Origin of the sequence: Nocardioides sp., assembly GCF_036493135.1 — a bacterium.
In the GTDB taxonomy this organism is placed as follows: domain Bacteria; phylum Actinomycetota; class Actinomycetes; order Propionibacteriales; family Nocardioidaceae; genus Nocardioides.
In genome coordinates this window covers 20,803-39,897 of sequence record NZ_DASXQG010000096.1, presented here as the reverse complement: position 1 = coordinate 39,897, position 19,095 = coordinate 20,803, and the positions used below count along the sequence as shown (strand labels likewise).

Annotated in this window: 17 protein-coding genes and 2 tRNA genes; 12 read left to right on the top strand and 7 right to left on the bottom strand. The window is 68.4% G+C overall.

What is annotated here, in order from left to right; genetic code table 11:
* The first annotated feature begins 1,476 nt into the window (after positions 1-1,476).
* Both VGJ24_RS18490 and VGJ24_RS18485 read left to right on the top strand, forming a co-directional pair.
* Positions 1,477-1,923, top strand: a complete 447-nt coding sequence (locus VGJ24_RS18490; RefSeq protein ID WP_331502117.1) for a group II truncated hemoglobin — start codon at positions 1,477-1,479, stop codon at positions 1,921-1,923.
* Between the two features lie 255 nt (positions 1,924-2,178).
* Positions 2,179-3,624: an MFS transporter gene (locus VGJ24_RS18485; RefSeq protein WP_331502116.1), complete on the top strand. Its 1,446-nt coding sequence runs from the start codon at positions 2,179-2,181 to the stop codon at positions 3,622-3,624.
* A gap of 424 nt (positions 3,625-4,048) precedes the next feature.
* Here VGJ24_RS18485 and VGJ24_RS18480 read toward each other — a convergent pair whose 3' ends face one another.
* Positions 4,049-4,414 (bottom strand): hypothetical protein, encoded by a 366-nt coding sequence (locus tag VGJ24_RS18480; protein WP_331502115.1) that lies wholly within the window; start codon positions 4,412-4,414, stop codon positions 4,049-4,051.
* 302 nt (positions 4,415-4,716) lie between these two features.
* Here VGJ24_RS18480 and VGJ24_RS18475 point away from each other — a divergent pair, with 302 nt between their 5' ends.
* Positions 4,717-5,040 carry a hypothetical protein gene (locus VGJ24_RS18475; protein ID WP_331502114.1) on the top strand — a complete coding sequence of 108 codons (324 nt, stop codon included), beginning with the start codon at positions 4,717-4,719 and terminating at the stop codon, positions 5,038-5,040.
* Positions 5,041-5,322: 282 nt separating this feature from the next.
* Here VGJ24_RS18475 and VGJ24_RS18470 read toward each other — a convergent pair whose 3' ends face one another.
* The gene (locus tag VGJ24_RS18470; protein WP_331502113.1) at positions 5,323-6,327 is read right to left on the bottom strand and encodes a cytochrome c oxidase assembly protein; all 1,005 of its coding nucleotides are present in this window, start codon (positions 6,325-6,327) and stop codon (positions 5,323-5,325) included.
* A gap of 398 nt (positions 6,328-6,725) precedes the next feature.
* Between VGJ24_RS18470 and VGJ24_RS18465 the strand changes: the two genes are divergently transcribed.
* Positions 6,726-6,799, top strand: a tRNA-Asp gene (locus tag VGJ24_RS18465).
* A gap of 79 nt (positions 6,800-6,878) precedes the next feature.
* A complete protein-coding gene (locus VGJ24_RS18460) occupies positions 6,879-7,223 on the top strand; it encodes a metallopeptidase family protein (protein WP_331502112.1) in 345 nt (114 codons plus the stop codon).
* Here the strand turns inward: VGJ24_RS18460 and VGJ24_RS18455 are convergent.
* Positions 7,214-8,143 carry an ATP-binding protein gene (locus VGJ24_RS18455; RefSeq protein WP_331502111.1) on the bottom strand — a complete coding sequence of 310 codons (930 nt, stop codon included), beginning with the start codon at positions 8,141-8,143 and terminating at the stop codon, positions 7,214-7,216. The two genes, VGJ24_RS18460 and VGJ24_RS18455, sit on opposite strands and share 10 nt — an antisense overlap.
* A gap of 185 nt (positions 8,144-8,328) precedes the next feature.
* On the opposite strand from VGJ24_RS18455, the gene VGJ24_RS18450 reads away from it, so the two are divergent.
* Positions 8,329-9,798, top strand: coding sequence for an NAD(P)/FAD-dependent oxidoreductase (locus tag VGJ24_RS18450; protein ID WP_331502110.1), 1,470 nt, complete (start codon positions 8,329-8,331; stop codon positions 9,796-9,798).
* A 6-nt stretch (positions 9,799-9,804) separates the two neighbouring features.
* Here VGJ24_RS18450 and VGJ24_RS18445 read toward each other — a convergent pair whose 3' ends face one another.
* Positions 9,805-10,974 (bottom strand): thiolase family protein, encoded by a 1,170-nt coding sequence (locus VGJ24_RS18445; RefSeq protein WP_331502109.1) that lies wholly within the window; start codon positions 10,972-10,974, stop codon positions 9,805-9,807.
* Position 10,975: 1 nt separating this feature from the next.
* Positions 10,976-11,048, bottom strand: a tRNA-Lys gene (locus VGJ24_RS18440).
* A 305-nt stretch (positions 11,049-11,353) separates the two neighbouring features.
* Between VGJ24_RS18440 and cspE the strand changes: the two genes are divergently transcribed.
* Together cspE and VGJ24_RS18430 are read left to right on the top strand one after the other, a co-directional pair.
* Positions 11,354-11,557: a transcription antiterminator/RNA stability regulator CspE gene (gene cspE / locus VGJ24_RS18435; RefSeq protein ID WP_135078682.1), complete on the top strand. Its 204-nt coding sequence runs from the start codon at positions 11,354-11,356 to the stop codon at positions 11,555-11,557.
* Between the two features lie 200 nt (positions 11,558-11,757).
* Complete coding sequence (locus tag VGJ24_RS18430; RefSeq protein WP_331502108.1) at positions 11,758-11,916, top strand: hypothetical protein; 159 nt, start codon at positions 11,758-11,760, stop codon at positions 11,914-11,916.
* Between the two features lie 18 nt (positions 11,917-11,934).
* Here VGJ24_RS18430 and VGJ24_RS18425 read toward each other — a convergent pair whose 3' ends face one another.
* Complete coding sequence (locus VGJ24_RS18425; RefSeq protein ID WP_331502107.1) at positions 11,935-12,990, bottom strand: hypothetical protein; 1,056 nt, start codon at positions 12,988-12,990, stop codon at positions 11,935-11,937.
* An 82-nt stretch (positions 12,991-13,072) separates the two neighbouring features.
* Here VGJ24_RS18425 and VGJ24_RS18420 point away from each other — a divergent pair, with 82 nt between their 5' ends.
* Positions 13,073-13,936 carry an NUDIX hydrolase gene (locus tag VGJ24_RS18420; RefSeq protein ID WP_331502106.1) on the top strand — a complete coding sequence of 288 codons (864 nt, stop codon included), beginning with the start codon at positions 13,073-13,075 and terminating at the stop codon, positions 13,934-13,936.
* Between the two features lie 27 nt (positions 13,937-13,963).
* Here VGJ24_RS18420 and VGJ24_RS18415 read toward each other — a convergent pair whose 3' ends face one another.
* Positions 13,964-15,604 (bottom strand): hypothetical protein, encoded by a 1,641-nt coding sequence (locus VGJ24_RS18415; RefSeq protein ID WP_331502105.1) that lies wholly within the window; start codon positions 15,602-15,604, stop codon positions 13,964-13,966.
* A gap of 308 nt (positions 15,605-15,912) precedes the next feature.
* On the opposite strand from VGJ24_RS18415, the gene VGJ24_RS18410 reads away from it, so the two are divergent.
* The 3 genes from VGJ24_RS18410 to pstA all read left to right on the top strand — a co-directional run bounded on the left by VGJ24_RS18410 (position 15,913) and on the right by pstA (position 19,077).
* Positions 15,913-17,010 (top strand): phosphate ABC transporter substrate-binding protein PstS, encoded by a 1,098-nt coding sequence (locus tag VGJ24_RS18410; RefSeq protein WP_331502104.1) that lies wholly within the window; start codon positions 15,913-15,915, stop codon positions 17,008-17,010.
* A gap of 73 nt (positions 17,011-17,083) precedes the next feature.
* Positions 17,084-18,040, top strand: coding sequence for a phosphate ABC transporter permease subunit PstC (gene pstC, locus VGJ24_RS18405; protein WP_331502103.1), 957 nt, complete (start codon positions 17,084-17,086; stop codon positions 18,038-18,040).
* Positions 18,037-19,077 (top strand): phosphate ABC transporter permease PstA, encoded by a 1,041-nt coding sequence (gene pstA, locus VGJ24_RS18400; RefSeq protein ID WP_331502102.1) that lies wholly within the window; start codon positions 18,037-18,039, stop codon positions 19,075-19,077. The genes pstC and pstA overlap by 4 nt, the downstream gene beginning before the upstream one ends.
* Positions 19,078-19,095: the final 18 nt, after the last annotated feature.

Below are 19,095 nucleotides of genomic sequence, written 5' to 3'. Positions count from 1 at the left end.
GCAACGGGGCAACGACTCTGACTCCAGCGCGACCGGCTCACAACCCCAACACCGGCACTTCGGACAAGCCACTCCGGGACCCGTCGACCCTCAGCCTAAACCCACCCTCCCGAAGGTGTCTTGACACAGAAGGGAGCCATGTCCGGATGCGAGAACTGAGCGGATCGAGCACATTCCTTTCCACCGTCCCGTTCGCAGAAGTGCAGGGGACCGATGTGAGAGTCATCTTCAAGGTCTGGTAGCCGCCACGGGGGCGCTCGCTCGCGTCCGCTGGAATCCTTGCTGAGCGCGTTCACGCTTGCCCTTCGACGTCACCGGAGCATCGGGTCGAGGGGGGCCACCGCGGGCTAGCGCGGACCCTGGGCGGATTGAGGTTTGGGCGGTAGAGAACGGGGTATGCTCCTCGGCTGGCGGCGTGGCCGACCCCGTGAGGGCCCCAGCCGCCCATGTGTGCGTCTCGTCGATCTCCCCCCGAAAATCCACGAGGCGCACACTCATGTTTGAGCCCCGACCGGCGCGGGTAGACCTTCCATAGGGCGTGAGTCGACCCCCGGGCACTCGTTGCGGGGGGGACGATAACCCCGTGAGTCACCGCCCGACCGTGCGCCTCGCTGAACTCAGCGAGGCGCACCTGTGGGGCTATGCCGACGGGCACGCATGCCGGGATTGGTAAGAACACGACGATGCCCCGGCGCAGCGCATGGGGTCACCCGGCGCGAGCGGATCGCGGCATGAGCGGTCGATCAAAGGAAGCCCGCCGGCGCTCGTCACGCCAGCGGGCGTCACACGGGACGTCGGGATGTCCCGCGCACCCAACCTCCCGGATCAACGACGGTACGGCCGTGCCTCGCGTCAGATCATCCTCTGCGCGCAAATACCCCAGTTCCCGGACAAGCTGTGCGGGCGCTGGGTGTGCCTGTCGACCTCGACCCTTGGCTCGTGCCCCGGGCCACGCACCCGCATCGGCCCTTCGTGACGCGGCTGATCGCGGCACTGACGTGTGCCGACGATAGGGACAATTCCAGATGTGGTGAGCCTGTCTTAGCGCCAGCGTCGGGGTCCAACGGGGCCGTTTGCCCCAGCAGACCAAGAAGGGTCCACCACCATGAGCACCGTCGACACACACCACCGTCACACCACCCCATGGATCGCCTCCGCCGCCGCGGCGTGCATCCTCGCCGCAGCAGGGGTCGCCGGAGTCGCGTGGCAGCAGCACAAGGGGGAGGCGTCCCCAAGCGCTCCGGGGACGCCATCCGTCGTGACCTACCCACTCCAGAACTACCCCCATCTGGCGCACGCATGGCGGATCCACCACGCCCAGTCACTGGCCAACGCGGAACATTCCCAACAGCCCACTACCAGCGGCGGAAAAGTCCAAACTGGGGAGTGACGCGGTTGGGGAATCCTCATGAGCGCGCACGGACAGCGGCATGAGCGGTCACTCAATGGTCGTGCAGTCGATGGCAGGCTGGCCGAATGACTTCCCTCTTCGAGCATGCTGGCGGCGAGGCTGCACTCCACCGACTCGAGCAGATCTTCTACGACAGCGTCCTGGCCGACCCGCTCCTCCAACCACTCTTCGGCGCGGGCAAAGCCTCACATGTTGACCATCTCACCGCTTTCACCGCTGAGTCGTTCGGCGGCCCGGACCGCTTCTCAAGGCAGCTGGGGTTCGCTCACCTGATCTCAGTTCATCGGGGACTCGAGATCTCCGAAGCACAGCGCCAGCGGTTCGTCGACCTTTACATGGCCGCCCTGGACAATGCTGACATGCCTACTGATGAGCCGTTCCGAACAGCTGTGCGCGAGCACGTCGAGTTCGGGAGCCACGTGGCCATGCAGAACTCCCACGCCCGAAACGACGATGAGCTGCATCCCCTTCGCGAGGTTCCTCGCTGGGCCTGGGAAGGCGACGACGACTAATAGGTGCCGCCGCTTTGCAGCGGGCGGAAGACAGCAAAGGGGGCGTAGTGAACTCCATGCAGCTGATCGGCATGAGCGAGCACGGACAGCGGCATGAGAGAGCGTTTCGCCCTGAACCCTCGCTTGGGGAACTTCATCACTGGTACAGCCGCTTGCTGGCAATCGGTGGGAGCGGGCAGCATGGATGCACGGCGCGCAGGATAGGCAGACAGAGCCGACACCTGAGCCCGTAGTGAGGCCCAGGGAGGGCGCGCGATGGCGGGGACTGGTGAGGCCGGGCGACCGCGGACAGCGCTGCGGCGAGCGCTGCTGCCGCTCGCGCTGGCCCAGTTCATCTGCAGCTTCGCCGGCTCCAACATGAACGTGATGATCAACGACATCAGCGAGGACCTCGACACCACGGTCCAAGGCGTCCAGGTGGCGATCACGCTCTTCCTGCTGGTCATGGCCGCGCTGATGATCCCTGGCGGCAAACTGAGCGACAAGTACGGACGCAAGCGCTGCTTCCTCATCGGGCTGGTCATCTACGGCATCGGGGCACTGATGAGCGCCGTCTCTCCCGGGCTAGGGGTCCTCATCCTCGGCAACTCGATCTTCGAGGGGGTCGGCACCGCCCTGCTGATCCCGCCGGTCTACATCTTGACCACGCTGCTGTTCACCGAGATCACCTCACGCGCCCGGGCGTTCGGGGTCATCAGCGCGCTGGGCGGGATCGGTGCCGCGGCCGGTCCGTTGATCGGCGGTGTCATCACCTCCGCGATCAGCTGGCGGGCCGCCTTCGTCTTCCAGGCGGTCGTCATCGCGGCGATCATCTGGCTGAGCCGCGACCTGCGGGACCCGCTGCCAGCAGACCGCACGCGACCGTTCGACGTCGGCGGCTCCGTGCTCTCGGCGGTCGGGCTCGTCCTCGTCGTGACGGGCATCCTGGCGGCCGACCAGAACCTCGCGCTCATGCTCGGCCTGATCGTTGCCGGTGCGCTGGTGCTGACCTGGTTCTTCCTGTCCATGCGGGCGAAGGAGCGTGCGGGTCGCGAGGCGCTGTTGCCGACGAGCCTGTTCCGCAACCGGACGTCGAACCTCGGCCTGGTCACACAGAACGTCCAGTGGCTCCTGCTGACCGGAGTGTCGTTCGTGGTGTCGGCCTACCTTCAGGTGGTGCGCGGGTACGACGCTATCCAGACAGGTGTCATCTTCACGGCAATGACCGCGGGGCTGCTCGCGTCGTCGCTGGCGGCCGAGCGCTTGGCGAAGCGGCGCTCGCAACGCCTCCTGATCCTGACCGGGTTCGTGGTCACCCTCTTCGGGATAGGCGCCCTGTTGGCTCTGGTGATCGGGACGCCGAACGTCTGGGCGTTCGCCCCTGGTCTGCTCTTCATCGGACTCGGCCTCGGACTGATGCTGACGCCCTCGATCAATGTGGTGCAGTCGAGTTTCGCGGACGAGTTGCAGGGTGAGATCTCGGGCCTGTCCCGGAGCATCTCGAACCTCGGCTCATCGCTGGGGGCCGCCGTCGCCGGCACGGTCCTCGTCGCCGGGATTACCTCCACACCCGAGCGCGCCTACGGTCTCGCGATGACGGTGCTGGCCGCATGCGGGCTCATCGGCCTCCTGGCGTCGATATTCCTACCGCGCACCATCACAACTGCGCAGGCATCCGAGTCCGCCGCCGCACATCCCCCGGAAGCGATGGGCACGGCCTAGTCCACGAGTTAGCACTCCGGAGACGTCCGCTCATCGGCAAGAGCGTGCGTATCTGGCATGGGGCGTGGAGGTGCAAGATGATTGATGGGCAGGAGGAGTCTTGACACGGCGCAGAAGCGCGGAGCCAGACGAGTCACCCGAGCGCTTGCCGACGCGACCGGCAGGTCGGACGACGAGCTCCGACTGGCGTTGACGGTGAGAGTGGTAGCAGCGGGCCTGCTCGCTGCGCTCCGGCTGCTCAAGTTTCTGGGGGACCTAGGTAGCCACGTCTTTGCTCGCTCGAGAAAGTGAGGTTGACCCCCCCGACCGAAAGCCCCGCGTCTCGCAGCGCACGACCAGACCGTGGCGACGTCAGAGATTCCCATCCTTTGCTGACCCCTCATCCGCCGATCCGCGCGGATTGCGGCATGAGCGGCCGGTATGATCAGTCGCCCTCGAACGTGACCGTTCCGTCCCATGCGGGCCGCCGCGTCCGGTCCGACAGGTAGTTCGTGATCGATTGCGCCATGCCAACGGCGACCGGATCGTCGAGCCGCTCAGCGACGAACGCGATCTCCTCGGCCACGGCCTCGCACCGCATCCGATTCAGGCTGACCGGGTTCGGATCATCAAGCAGAGGCAGAGCGTGAAGTTCGTATGCCCGGGCTATGTAGGTGAGCCGACGGAAGATGCGCGCCGAGAGCCAGAGTACGTCGTCGTCGGACGGGCCGGACTCGAAGACGCCGACGACCTCGCCGTCCTCTGCGTAGGTCGCCGGGTCGAGACGGTCTGCGAATCGTTCGATGGGCACGCGGGCATCATCGCAGTGCCCCGTCCTCGTGCCATCCGCTCATCGGCATGAGAGTTACGTCTGACTCGCACCGAGGGGCCGGGGTTTCGAGCTACATCGTCGCTTGGCCACTCTCAGCGTTCTCGGCTGAGCAGCCTGTGGATTCAGGCGACTCGACACTCTCTGGCGAGCTCACGAGCCGATCGAGGTCCTCACAACCGTGGAGCGGGAAGTAGTCCACAGGCGGTCGGCCTCTCCTGAGGAGCGCGAGCACGGGCAGTTCTGATGGTCGTGGCCATCGGAACGTGTCACAGGAGGTCGTCATGCCGATCAGGATCGTCGCCAAGGGCCGCGTCACGGGGGGGCCTAGCCGGCTGCTGGGAGATGAGTCCTGCGTCGTGTTCGTCCTGGATCCGTTTCCTGACTCATTGGGAGCCCGGCTCGCCCATGCCTGCGAGGTCGTTTGTCGCAGTCAGGACTTGGCGTCGACGGCTCTGGAGACTGTCCAGTGGGGCGATCTGGTGGAGGTGACCGGCGAGCTGGTGATGGAAACAGTCATGGGCCCCATCGAGGACGACCTCAGCGCCGTTCGTGCGTGGATCGAGGCGACCACCGTGGCCTTGACCCACGACGTGCGGGCCTTCTAGACAGTTGACCAGCCTCTCAATCCGGCCAAGCGAGCCTCGATGATAGGTGGAGCCCGTTGTCGCTCAGTTGGGGCGGCGGGGCAACACCGGGGCAACACGACATCCGAAAACGTCCCACGATCGTCGATGACAGCCAACATACCAAATGCCCTCTGACCTGGGATTTCATTGACTTTCGTCATTGTCCGGTGGGCCCTCCTTTGCCCTTTCACGGCGGTAGCACGGGTTCGAATCCCGTTGGGGGTGCTGAACGCCCATCACCCCACGGTGCCTGAAGGGCCGTCAGTCGGGTCCCGGCTCCTGCTGTCCCGAACGCAGCCGAGCCAGCATCTCGTTGTACGCCGCGAGCGCCTCGTCGTCCTCGTCGAGCGGCCCCTCCGGACGGTCCAGCTCCACGCCGGAACGCTCGGCATGCGCGACGAACGTCGACGTCCGCACCCCCTCAAGCCAGTCGCCGAGGAACCGGTCGCGGCCGCGGGTGAGCAGGCTGAGCACCAGACCCACCGCCAGCAGCATCATGAGCCCGTCACCGGCGGCCCACATCAGTGACCCGCCGACTTCCAGGTCGTGCAGGGCGCTGGGGGCCCACGCCGGGCGCATGGCCATGTACGTCGGGAAGGGGTTGTCCGCGGTCTGCAACAGCACAATGCCGACCAGGGTGTCCGGGACCATCGCCATCACGACCAGCACGATCCGCAGGAGGTACGGCGTCTTCCAGCGGATGGGCTCCTCCCCGATCGCGCCCAGGAGCAGCCAGGTCCCGGACCCCAGGTAGAGCACCTGCTCGACGACCATCAGGTCCGGGTCCGCCGCCATCCGGTCCATGAACGGGGTGAGGTGCGTGTAGAACACCACCACTCCGTACGCCGTCAGCCCGACCAGCGGGTGGGTCAGGATCGAGATCGGGAGGCTGTGCATCGCGGCGTCGAAGACCCGCTGCCACTCCGGACCGCCGGCGCTGCGGAGCACGGTCAGCGGATGGCCAAGTATGAGCAGCGCGGGGATGACGGTGATCAGCGTGAGGTGCTCGATCATGTGCATCCAGAACAGCGACATGGCGTAGGCGTCGACCGCCGACGACATGCAGATCGCAAGCGCCGCGACACCGAGACCGAAGCAGGCGATCCGGACCGGGCTCACCAGCGGGTTGCCCCGCCGCGCCGCGGCGTACAGGCCGTAGGTGTAGGCGACCAGCAGGAGGGCGCAGAAGGCCAGCCAGCCCGGTCGGAGCTCCCAGGTGGTCAGGAAGCTGTGCCAGTCGAGCACCGGGAGCGCGGGGTGGTCCATCACGGCGTCGCGAGCCGGCCCGACGTACGGCGTGCAGGTTCGACGTGCGGGGAGGATCGGGTCAGGGAAGAGTTCACGGCGGCGGGCTCACGGGGTCTGCGGTTGTCTCATCGCGAACGTACAGGTGCCCCCGAGAGAACCGGTGACCCGGCCTGCGGATGACGTCAGGACCGCGAGCAGCCAGGCACTCTGGCCGGGGGTCTGAACCCAGTTCCAGGCCGTTCTCGCGCCGGTCGTCGCTCCTCGGGCGAGGCGCTGAGTGCCCGATTCCACCTCGCTCACGGCGGCGGTGTGACACCTCCGAACACCCGTCGTCGGGATCGTGCGACGATTGGGAGGCGCTCAGGCCGATGGGTTAGAGTTCCATCCGCTCCGGCGCCATGCCTGAGCAACCACCAGGCCCCGTAGCGCAGTTGGTTAGCGCGCCGCCCTGTCACGGCGGAGGCCGCGGGTTCGAGTCCCGTCGGGGTCGCTCCCTCACGACGTACGCCAGTCCAGTCGCCCCGCTCAGACCGAGCGGGGCGCTTCTGTTCCGGCGCTACCGTCTGTCCATGGAGCTCGACCGCGAGTCCTTCGAGGCGCTGGTCGCCGACGCCCTCGACGGCATCCCGGACGAGATCGCGAACCTGGTGCACAACGTCGTGGTGCTGGTCGAGGACGAGTCGCCGCCCGACGACCCCGACCTGCTGGGTGTGTACGACGGGGTGTCCCTCACCGAGCGGAGCGGGGACCACACCGGCCTGCCAGATCGGATCACGATCTTTCGACGACCGTTGCTGGAGATGTGTGCCGATGCCGACGAGCTGGTGCGCGAGGTGCGCATCACGGTCGTCCACGAGATCGCCCATCACTTCGGGATCGGCGACCGCCGCCTGCACCAGCTCGGCTACGGGTGAGCTTGCGACAGTGGTGAGCGGCTCGACCACGGCCGAGGATCTTCGCCGGCCCCCTGGCGAACGAACTCCCCGAACAGCCAGGTCTGGAAGGCGACCTGTTCCTCGGTCCGGGCGAGCGTGAGCAATCGCTCGTTGCGGCAGAACGCGTCGGCGAGGTCGTAGAGCTCGATCAGCCGGGCGAACCGGTCGGCAGCGTCGAGCGGCGCGGTCACGTCGATATCGGTGTGACTGTCGCCGCCCTGCATCGCCGAGAGCATCGCGTCGCCGCCGAACTGCGGCCGGAAGTCGCGCGACAGTGCACTGAAGTACGCCGACAGGTCGGAGGCGACCGGGTAGGCCTCCTGGTGAGCGACCGCCAGCAGCCGCAGCTCGCGTCGCAGCTCCGCGCCGTGCGCGAGCATGCCCTGCATGAGGTCCACGGGCACGTCGCGGAGATGGACGGTCATCGTCGCCTCGTCGGCGAACGACGCCTCTTCGGGGTCCTCGTCCCAGCCGAGCACCACACCCACTGCGGGGTGGCCGGGTGGTGCTGCAGACGGCACGAACCAGACCAGCTTTCCGTCTCCGTCACGCTCGGCGCCCCAGGCCTCGCTGAAGGCGGCCACGATCGCGAGTCCGCGGCCGAACGTCGGGAGGTCGTCGACGAACTCCAGGGGGTCGTCACTCGTCAGTGCCGGCGGGGCGGCCGATGCGTCTCGCACCTCGACCCGCGGGTGATCGATGGTGCCGCGCAGCCGAACGGTGACCGGGCCCTTGCCATGGAGGATGGCGTTGGTGACGACCTCGGACATGGCCAGCTCGGCGTTCTCGCGCAAGTCGTCCCGGCCGATCTCAGCGCACACCTCGACCACCCACCGGCGCGCCTCGGCCGCGCCCCGGGGCCCGGGTGCAAGCGGCTCCGCCGGCCGGTTCAGCGGCACTGTCTCTCCAGATGGTCAGGCGCGCCGACCGCGCCAGTCCTCGCTCGTGTACCCGGCCGAGAGGCGTCTGAAACCTCAACTCGCACTTGGGGTTCCATACGCCCCAGTACTCACCCCACGACTGTGAGCAACGAGACGGTTGCCCCGATTGTGGCACGACGTCCCGGCAGGAGGATCGTGGACACATGGAAGCGGAGAGGAAAATCGGTCGGCACCAAGTCGTGGTGATCGGGTCGGGGTTCGGGGGACTGTTCGGCACGAAGGCCCTGAAGCGGGTCGACGTGGACGTCACCGTGATCGGGCGGACCGGCCACCACTTGTTCCAGCCGCTGCTGTACCAGGTGGCCACCGGCATCCTCAGTGAGGGCGAGATCGCCCCCTCGACGCGCGAGGTCCTGGCCCGGCAGCGCAACGCCCGGGTGCTCCTGGGCGAGGTGACCGCGATCGACCTGGCATCGCGCACCGTGACCTCGCAGGTGCTGGGTCGCGCGAACGTCACGCCGTACGACTCACTGATCGTGGCCGCGGGGTCGGGACAGTCCTACTTCGGCAACGACCGGTTCGCCGAGTTCGCGCCCGGCATGAAGAGCATCGACGATGCGCTCGAGCTGCGCGGCCGGATCTTCGGCGCCTTCGAGCTCGCCGAGCTGGGTGCCTCTCGGGGGGAGGACGTCGACTCGCTGCTCACCTTCGTGGTCGTCGGTGCCGGACCGACCGGCGTCGAGATGGCCGGCCAGATCGCGGAGCTCGCGCACCGCACGCTCAAGCGCGACTTCAGCTCCATCAACACCAGACAGGCCCGAATCGTCCTGGTCGATGCTGCCGGTCAGGTGCTGCCGCCGTTCGGCGCGACGTTGGGTGCGAAGACCAAGGTCCAGCTCGAGAAGCTGGGCGTCCAGGTGCTGCTCGGCGGCATGGTCACCGACGTCAGTGAGCGCGGCATCGTCGTGCAGTACAAGGACGGGCGCAGCGAGTGGATCGCGGCCGCGACCAAGGTCTGGGCGGCCGGCGTCCAGGCGTCGTCACTGACGAAGACGTTGTCGGAGCAGACGGGAGCACCGCTCGACCGCGCGGGCCGGATCCGGGTCAACCCAGACCTCACGCTGCCCGGTTACCCCGAGGTGTTCGTGGTCGGCGACATGATCGACCTGGACCACCTCCCCGGCGTCGCGCAGGTCGCCATCCAGGGCGCCAAGTACGCCGCGGCCGAGATCAAGCGACGTCTGGCGGGGAAACCGCCGCAGAAGCCGTTCCACTACTTCGACAAGGGCGACCTGGCGACGATCAGCCGCTTCAAGGCGGTGGCGCGGATCGGGAAGCTGCGGCTGACCGGGTTCGTCGCCTGGTTGTTGTGGCTGGTGGTGCATCTGGTCTACCTGACCGGTTTCAAGAACCGGTTCGGCGCCCTGGGGCACTGGGCGGTGTCCTTCATCGGGCGAGGTCGGTCGGAACGCACCGCGACCGAGCAGCAGATCTTCGGTCGCCAGGCGCTGACGCGTCTCGAGGGCGGCGCTGCCGGACTGGTGGCGAACGGTGATGAGCCCGTCGGCCCCGATCCCGCGATCGCGGCGAGGCGGCGCCAGGAGCTCGAGGAGCAAGCGCTGGCCGAGATCCGGCTCACCGACTCCGGCGAACGCGGTCAGCCCGTGCCCTGACGCGCCTCAGGCGACGTTCTCGAGGACGACGGCGAGGCCTTGGCCGACGCCGATGCAGATCGCGGCCACGCCCCAGCGCTCGTGCCTCTCCCTCAGGACCTTGGCCAGCGTGCCGATGACGCGCGCCCCCGAGGCGCCGAGCGGGTGGCCGATCGCGATGGCGCCACCGCGGGTGTTGACGATGTCGGGGTCGACCTTCCACGCGTCCAGGCAGGCCAGCGACTGCACCGCGAACGCCTCGTTGAGCTCGACCGCTCCGACGTCGGACCAGCCGATACCGGCCGCGGCGAGTGCGCGGTCGGCTGCCTCGACCGGCGCGATCCCGAACCGTTGCGGCTCCAGGGCCGCCGATCCTCGACCGGCGATGCGGGCCACGGGGGCGACGCCGAGGTCGAGGTTCTCTGCGGCCACGAGCAGTGCGGCCGCGCCGTCGTTGAGAGGTGAGGCGTTGCCGGCGGTGATGGTGCCGTCGGATCGGAACGCCGGCCGGAGCACGGCGAGGGTCTCGACGCTCGCGTCGGGTCTGACGCCCTCGTCGCGCTCCAGCCCGTCGACCGGCAGCACCAGGTCGTCGTAGAAGCCGTCGGCCCAAGCCGCTGCCGCGCGTTGGTGGGACAGCACGGCGAACGCGTCCTGCCGGTCGCGGCCGATGCCGAGCTCATCGGCGAGCTGCTCGTTGCACTCCCCGAGAGAGGCGGTGAACTCCTCGGGCATCCGCGGGTTGACGAGCCGCCAGCCGAGGGTGGTCGAGACGAGCGTCTCGTGCCCGGCCGGGAACCCCTTCGCCGGCTTTGGCAACACCCACGGCGCCCGGGTCATCGACTCCACGCCGCCAGCCACGACCACGGATGCGTCGCCGGCCTCGATCAGCCGTGACCCGTCCATGGCCGCCTGCATGCTGCTCCCGCAGAGACGGTTCACGGTCACGCCGGGCACCGAGACGGGCAGACCGGCCAGCAACACCGCCATCCGGCCGACGTTGCGGTTGTCCTCGCCCGCGCCGTTGGCGCAGCCGAGGATCACGTCGTTCACGTCCGCCGGGTCCAGGTTCGGCGAGCGGTCCACCACGCCGCGGACGACGGCTGCCGCCAGGTCGTCCGGTCTGCTACGCGCCAGCGCTCCGGCGTACCGTCCGAACGGCGTGCGGAGTCCGGCGTAGATGAACGCATCTCCCATGTGGGCCCTGTGGGACTCGAACCCACAACCCATGGATTAAAAGTCCACTGCTCTGCCAATTGAGCTAAGGGCCCTCGCGCGGCACGAGCGTACTTGTCCGACACCTTCAGGCCGACCCGAGGCGCTCACTGTGGCCGGCGCCGATCGCGGCCTCGGAAACGTTGATCGGCGGCGAAGGTGCCCATGGGCCCGGAGGTTGGTAGGGTCGTCTTTGCAACAGATGCAGTTCCAGCAGGTCTACGCCAGCGGAGTTTTGTGATCCAACGGCGTTCTCTTCGTGGGTGCCACCCATGCAAGTCGGAGCGACGTGTCACCGCATCTGGTGCGGGGTCGTCGCAGTGACGGCCCGTCGTTTCCGATTAACAGGAGTAACGAGCACATGGCTCAAGGCACCGTGAAATGGTTCAACGCCGAGAAGGGTTTCGGCTTCATCGCGCAGGAGGACGGCGGCGACGACGTCTTCGTGCACTACTCGGCCATCCAGTCCCAGGGCTACAAGTCCCTGGACGAGAACCAGAAGGTCGAGTTCGACGTCACCCAGGGCCCCAAGGGTCCCCAGGCGGAGAACGTCCGCGCGCTCTGATCGACGAAGCGCGCATCTAGAGCAGGTGCCGGGCTTCCCGCCCGGACCGCAACCGAGAAAGGGCCTCATCCTCGCGGTGAGGTCCTTTCCGTTTGTCCGCGACAGCGGCTACTTTCTAGTTTGGGGGAGCTCGGGGCGGGGAACCCTGGTTGTTCAACCCTGTTGCCAGAGCCCCGTAGCTGCGCAAGGAGAGTTCGTCCGTGCCCGACCAGTTCGACGTGTCCCTCGAGGACAGCGACCTCCTGGGCGAGGTGGAGCTGACGACGAACCTCATCATCGCCGCCAGCGAGACAGACGAGCACCTCTCCGCCGCGGAGATCGACGAGATCCTCGGCGTGGTGCCGCCGGCGAAGGCCTGACGCGCGCCGTATCACGGGTCAGCAGGTCGCGAACAGCACCGGCCCGGTGCTGAGGTCGGAGAGCACCGACGCGTCGGCACGGGGCGCCAGGTGCATCACGACCAGCGACCCGTGGGCGGTCACGGACGTCACTCGGAACCGGTCGCCGAACGTCCCGCCCTGGCCGGGAGCCGGACCGCGGGCGAGCGCGGCGCGCGTGTCGGCGTTCGTGCGGGCCACGTCGTCGCCGTCGAACTCGAAGGCGACGCGGACACTCCCGTCGGGTTCGTCGGACATCGCGAACGCCGAGTAAGGGTTCACCTCGCCCGCGGAGGCGAGCAGCCGCTTGGCCTGCGCCTGGTCGGCCGCCCCCGCGTGCGCCATCGCCAGCGCTCCGCACGCGTAGTCACCGCTGTAGACCGCCGAGGACAGCGGCTCCCCGGCGTCGTCCACCACGGCGTCGAATCCCGTGGCCCGAGCGCCGTGCCCGCGTACGGCGTCCAGGGCGACGCCCAGGAACGAGGCGGAGTCGGAGGTGAGCACGAGATCGTCAGGCCGGTCGAGCGCGACGTACTGGAGCTCGCCCGACAGCGACGGGGAGATGCGGGCGACCAGGTCCTCGCCTCCCTGCCACACGCCGTCGGGGTCGTCGGGCTCCTGGTAGCCGAGGTCGCGGAGGTGGTCGGCGACATCGTCGAGGTCGACCGACGACGGAAGGTGCAGCATCACGACCGCGCCCTGGTAGGTCTGGCTGAACAGCTCCCAGTCGGCGTTGGCCGGCGAGAAGCCGAAGCGTTCCTGCAGCATCGGTGCCGAGGTGACCAGTGCCGACGTCGAGCTCAGGTCGTCGTCGTAGGCCCGGTCGAGGAACGTCCGGAGGTCGTCGGCCGACGAGCTCCGGGAGAGGTCGGCGTGCTCGTGCTCGCGCACGGCCGCCCAGTCGGTCCAGGAGAGGCGCTGGGCACCGCCGGGTGCGTGGCCGACCGCCCAGGCGAACGACGTGCGGTCGTCGTCGTGGCGCCACCACACGTACCCGCCGACGGCGACGACGAGGGCGATCACGACGGCAGCGACGATCCAGAGTCGTCTGGGCACGTGCGCTCCGTCCTGGTCTCGATCTGCGAGCCGGTGGCTGCCCCTCCGTGACCACCCGCCGAGGTGATGTGACACTAGCCGCATGGCCCCGACGTCCAGGTCCGGTGAGGTTCGGGCTGCTGGTGCCGTCGTACTCCGCAAGGGTCAGGTGCTGCTGGTGCATCGGCCGGCGTACGACGACTGGTCGTTCCCCAAGGGCAAGCTCGACCGAGGCGAGCGCTCACCCGTGGCGGCCCTCCGCGAGGTGGCGGAGGAGACCGGGGTGCGCGTCCGGCTCGGTGTACCGCTGACCACGCAGACCTACCCGAACGGCCCGCGGACCAAGGTCGTGGACTACTGGGTCGGCCGGGTGGTCGGCAGCCACGACGTGTCCGGCTACCTGGTGAACGACGAGATCGACGAGGTCGACTGGGTCGACGTCGACAAGGCGCAGCAGCGGCTCAGCTACCGGCGCGATCGCCAGACCCTCCGCCAGGCGCTGGGGACGGGCAAGACCACCCGGGCGCTGGTCGTTCTGCGGCACGGACAGGCGCGGTCGCGGAAGGCCTGGCACAAGGACGACCGGAAGCGGCCACTCCTGGTCGGCGGCAGCGCCCAGGCGCGAGCCGTCGCCCGCGTGCTCGAGGCGTACGGCGTCTCCCGGATCGTGACGTCCTCGAGCACCCGCTGCGCCGACACCGTGGCGCCGTACGCCGAGCGCAGCGGCTGGCCGGTGACCAGCACCGACAGGCTCTCGGAAGAGGACGCGACCGCGAAGGCCGTGCTCCGGATCGTCGACGACCTCCTCCATTCGGGGGAGGACGCCGTGCTGTGCACCCATCGGCCGGTGCTACCGGCCGTGTACGACGCGGTCGGCATCCCGCCCGAGCCCCAGGCGACGGGAGAGCTGGTGGTCGTGCACCACCGACGGGGCCGGGTGCGCGCGATCGAGCGGCACCTCGGCTGACCCCGTCAGCAGGCTCCCCAGGCTGTCCTACGGCAGGCGCACCTCGGTGAAGATCATGTTGTGGTCCGAGGGCCACGGCGACCCGGTGATGACCTGCTTCCACAGGTCGGCGCCCGGCATGTGGAGCGTCATGATCGTGTCGTACATGCTGCCGAACCCGTACGGCGACGGCTTGTCGCGGTGGTAGTGGTTCACCGAGTTGTACTGGCCGTTGACCACCCTGGCCGCCGAGATCGTGTTGTACCAACCCTCGTTGACCAGCACCGTGTGGGGCGCGTCGGAGCCCTTGCTGGTCTGCGAGCTGTTGGAGTCGGTCGCGAACACCACGGGCAGGCCCCCGTTGTCGATGGCCTTGATCCCGTCACTGATCGCCTGCGCCTGGCGGCCGCGGAGCGCGTCGGTCTTCGGGTTGTTGCCCGCGCTCAGATGGGCACTGACGAAGTAGAACTGCTGCCCGGAGGCCAGGTCCCTGAACAAGGCGTACGCCGCGATGTGCTGGTGGCCGGGGTCGGGCAACGAGATGTAGCAGGACGGGACCGTCGGGTCACAGTTGCTGACCGGCTCCACTCGCTTCGAGTCGTAGAGGATCCGCGTGTCCTGCCCGGCACCGTCCCAGTAGCCCGTGTCGCGGGTCAGCTTGTACCGGCCCGCGCCGGCCTGGCGCAGCGCCCTGTGGAGGCCGACCCCGCCGTCGTTGTTGTTCCACATGCCCGGCATGAGCTCCTCGATGCCCGCCACGGCAGGGCTCACCCTCGCGATGTTCTTCGCGATCAGGTGCTGGCGCTTCTTCCAGGGATGACCCCGGAGGTCCTTGGCCTGGACGTGCATGTTGTAGGCGCCGAACCGGAGCTTGGTGCCGGTGCCGGTCGAGTGCTCCCCGGCGACGTCGGTATGCATGAGGAACGGGTAGCGTCGGCTTGCGGAGTCGGCGCTGCCCTGACGGACCGCGACGATCCGGAAGAACAGGTGGCGACCCGAGCCCAGACCCGCGCCGGCCGCGGCCGTCTGCGCCGCTGTGAGCGTCACCGAACGCCGGTCGCCGGACACCGTGAACGACGCGCTGTGGCGGCCCACGCGCGGGGTGTGGGAGGAGCCGAACGGCGTCAGGGCCGTGGTGATCCGGTAGAAGTCGGTGTACGAGCCGCCGGTCGACCAGTGCAACCTCGTCGTACCGGGTTGCCCGCCCGCGCTGCCACGGACTCGGGTGAAGCGATCGGGAACGTGAGCCTTGGTGGCGACGCGCTCCGGGGCCGACCACGGGCCGTGGTGCGAGCCCTTCACCTTGCGGACACGCACCCAGTAGTACCTCGCGTCCTTCAGGTGACCGACCACCGTTGCCTCGCGGCCACCGGCCGGGCGGTGCGAGCTGTTCTTCTTCTTGCGGGTGGTCACCGGTTCGGAGAAGTCGGACTTCTTCGCCAGCTGGATGCGGTAGCCGGAGGCGGCCCTGATCCAGTTCCAGCTGACGCTGACGTACGTCGCGCCCAGGGACGCGGTGTCGAGCCCGATGTGGCCCCGCGACGGGCTGTGCACCCGGTCTGTCGAGGACCGATGTTGCACCTGGTGCGCACGTGGCGCGTGCGACACGAGCGAGTCTGCGGGGGTTGCCGGCACCACGATGACTGCAAGAGCGAGCACGGGGCCGATCGCCGGGGCGGTCCGACGCATTGCCGGGGTCCTTCCTCACCTACCCCCACGAACGTCGTACCCCCGCGAACGACGGTAAAGGACTCGCCCGCCTGGCGTAAGGGGAACGACTGATTTTTACCTGGCCGAACCGGGTCAGATGACCCCGGGGTACCAGCCGCCCGAGGGCCATCTGTCCTACGTTCACGCGACGGTCGACTCCCCGAACGCCGGCCGTCCTCATTTGGGCGTCCCGAGTTCACCCCTCGTTCATCGGTGCCGCCATGACCGTCCACCTGGCTTCCCTACCTTCCGAGACGTCCCAGACAACCGACTCAGGAGCAACTGACGTGAACACCTCTTCTCTGCGCCGGGTCGCACTCCCGGCGGTGGCGGTCCTCACTCTGGGCCTCACGCTGTCTGCCTGCGGCGACAAGAACAGCAGCGGTGGCAGCAGCGGCGGCGGCACCCTCAACGGCGGCGGTGCCACCTCGCAGGCGAACGCCGAGCAGACGTGGCGCTCGAACTACCAGAAGCAGAACGGCGGCACCATCAACTACGAAGAGGTCGGCTCCGGCACGGGGGTCGAGAACTTCACCAGCAAGGCCTACAGCTTCGCCGGTACCGACGCCTACCTGACCAGTGACCAGCTCAGCGCCGCCAAGGACGCCTGCGGTGGCGACCCGATCGAGGTGCCGGCGTACGTCAGCCCGATCGCGGTGGCCTTCAAGCTGTCGGGCGTGAAGTCGCTGAACCTCGACGCGAAGTCGATCGCGGACATCTTCGACGGCAAGATCACGAAATGGAACGACCCCGAGATCGCCTCGCAGAACTCCGGTGCGAACCTGCCGGACACCGCCATTGCGACGGTGCACCGCTCCGACGAGTCGGGCACGACGTTCAACTTCACCGACTACCTCAGCAAGGCCAGCGGTGGCGCCTGGGCCGACGACCCGAACACGGTGTGGCCGGCGAGCATCAAGGGCGGCCAGGGCTTCGAGGGCACCTCGGGGGTCATCGGCGGGCTCACCTCCACCGAGGGCTCGATCGGATACGCCGACGACTCGGCGGTCAAGGCCGACGGCACCCTGGGGGTCGTCTCGATCAAGGTGGGCAGTGCCTACAACGCCCCGAGCGCGGTGGGCGCGGCCAAGGTTCTCGCGGCCTCGCCGGCTGCTCCGAACCGCCCGGCCAGCGACATGGCGACCGACATCGACCGCACGGCGAGCGCCAAGGGCGACTACCCGCTGATGCTGGTGTCGTACCTGCTGGCCTGCCCGACGTACGACGACTCGTCGACGGCCGACATGGTCAAGGGTTTCCTGACCTACGTCGTGTCCAGCGACGGCCAGCAGGCTGCCGCCACGGCCGCCGGCTCGGCCCCGCTCGACGGCTCGCTGTCCAGCAAGGCCACGTCGATCATCGCGAAGATCTCGTCCGGAAGCTGACCGACTGGGGCGGGTGCGGCGGGACCCCCAGACCCGTCGCACCACGCCCGTTCCCGCATACGTAGGAGCATCTGTGACCGCCACCGCCTCTCCGGAGCGGACCGAGAACCCCACGACACCGCGCCCCAGCCGGCGCGGTGATCGTGTGTTCGCGGGGGTCGTCCGTCTCGCTGCCTTGACGATCCTGGTCGCCCTCGTCGCCGTCTTCGTCTTCCTGGCGGTCGAGGGCTGGGTCGGGCTGACCTCCGACGCCGCGACGTACGCGCCGTTCACGTCGTTCGCCAGCTACATGGAACCGCTGATCGTGAGCACCCTGCTCGCGTCCGCGATCGCCTTGATCGTCTCCGTCCCGTTCGCGATCGCGGTGGCGCTGTTCATCTCCCACTACGCACCGCGCCGACTGGCTGCCGTGCTCGCGTATCTGGTCGACCTGCTCGCCGCGGTGCCGTCGGTGGTGTTCGGCCTGTGGGGCGGCCGCTACCTCGCGGCGTACCTGCAGCCGGCACACGTGTGGCTGCACGAGCACTTCGGGTTCCTGCCGTTCTTCGGTCCCGGACCGCCGTCGCCCAACGGGCGGTCGCTGTTCACCGCGGGGATCGTGCTGGCGATCATGATCCTGCCGATCATGACCGCCATCTCCCGCGAGATCTTCCTGCAGACGCCGCGCCTCCATCAGGAGGCGGCACTCGCGTTGGGTGCGACGCGGTGGGAGATGATCCGGTACGCCGTCTTCCCCTATGCCCGCTCCGGCATGGTCTCCGGCATCATGCTCGGCCTCGGCCGGGCGCTCGGCGAGACGATGGCGGTGGCGATGGTGCTGGCGACGACACCCGCCACCACCTTGAACGTGATCGGGACGGCGAGCCCGGCGACCATCGCGGCGAACATCGCCCTGAACTACAAGGAGGCGACGCCCGAGCGGCAGTCGCTGCTGATCGCGACCGGTCTGGTGCTGTTCGTGATCACGTTCGTGGTGAACTTCGCCGCGCGTTGGGTCGCCGGCCGGAGCGCGCGGAGGCTGAACCGATGACGTCTGCTTCCCTGCACATCTCCCAGGCCCGGCTCCCGCGCTGGGCGCCGCTCCTCGTCGGCGTGATGGCGCTCGCCCTGGCCGGGCTGCCCGCCCTGCTCTCCGGCTGGGGAGTCGTGACCTGGCTGTTCGCAGCGCTCGTCGTCTTCCTGATCGCGATGCCGGTCTGGTCACGGCTGGTCGAGGGCCGGCGGTCGGCCACCGACCGGTTCGTCACGGCCCTGGTCTGGGCCGCGTTCGCGGTCGCGGTCTCGCCGCTGGTCTGGCTGCTGTGGGTCGTGATCAGCAACGGACTGCCCGCGATCAATGCCGCCTTCCTGAGCCAGTCGATGCTCAACGTGATCGGCGACGAGCAGGGCGGCATCTACCACGCGCTGATCGGCACGCTGCTGATCACAGTGGCGGCCGCCGTCATCTCGGTGCCGATCGGCATCCTGACCGCGGTCTACCTCGTGGAGTACGGCACGCGATCACGCGTGGCGCGCGTGATCACGTTCCTCGTGGACGTGATGACCGGCATCCCGTCGATCGTGGCCGGCCTGTTCGCCCTGGCCCTACTCGTCCTGCTCTTCGGCCCGGCGTTCCGGGCGGGCATCGGCGGCTCGATCGCCCTGTCCCTGCTGATGATCCCGACGGTCGTGCGCTCGTCGGAGGAGATGATGCGACTCGTTCCCGACGACCTCCGGGAGGCGTCCTACGCACTCGGCGTGCCGAAGTGGCGCACGATCACGCGCGTCGTACTGCCGACCGCGCTCTCCGGAATCATCACCGGCGTGGTGCTCGCGGTCTCCCGGGTGATCGGCGAGACGGCTCCGCTGCTGGTGGTCGCGGGCGCGACGGACGGCGTCAACACCAACCTGTTCGACGGGCGGATGACCACGCTGCCCGTCTTCATCTTCTCCCAGTACTCGACGTCGACCCCGGTCGGCTACGAGCGGGCGTGGGGCGGAGCGCTCGTGCTGATCGCGCTGGTGATGGTGCTCAACCTCGTCGCCCGGATCATCGGTCGTATCTTCGCTCCCGCCAAGGGACACTGAGCAGAGGCCCGAGGAAGG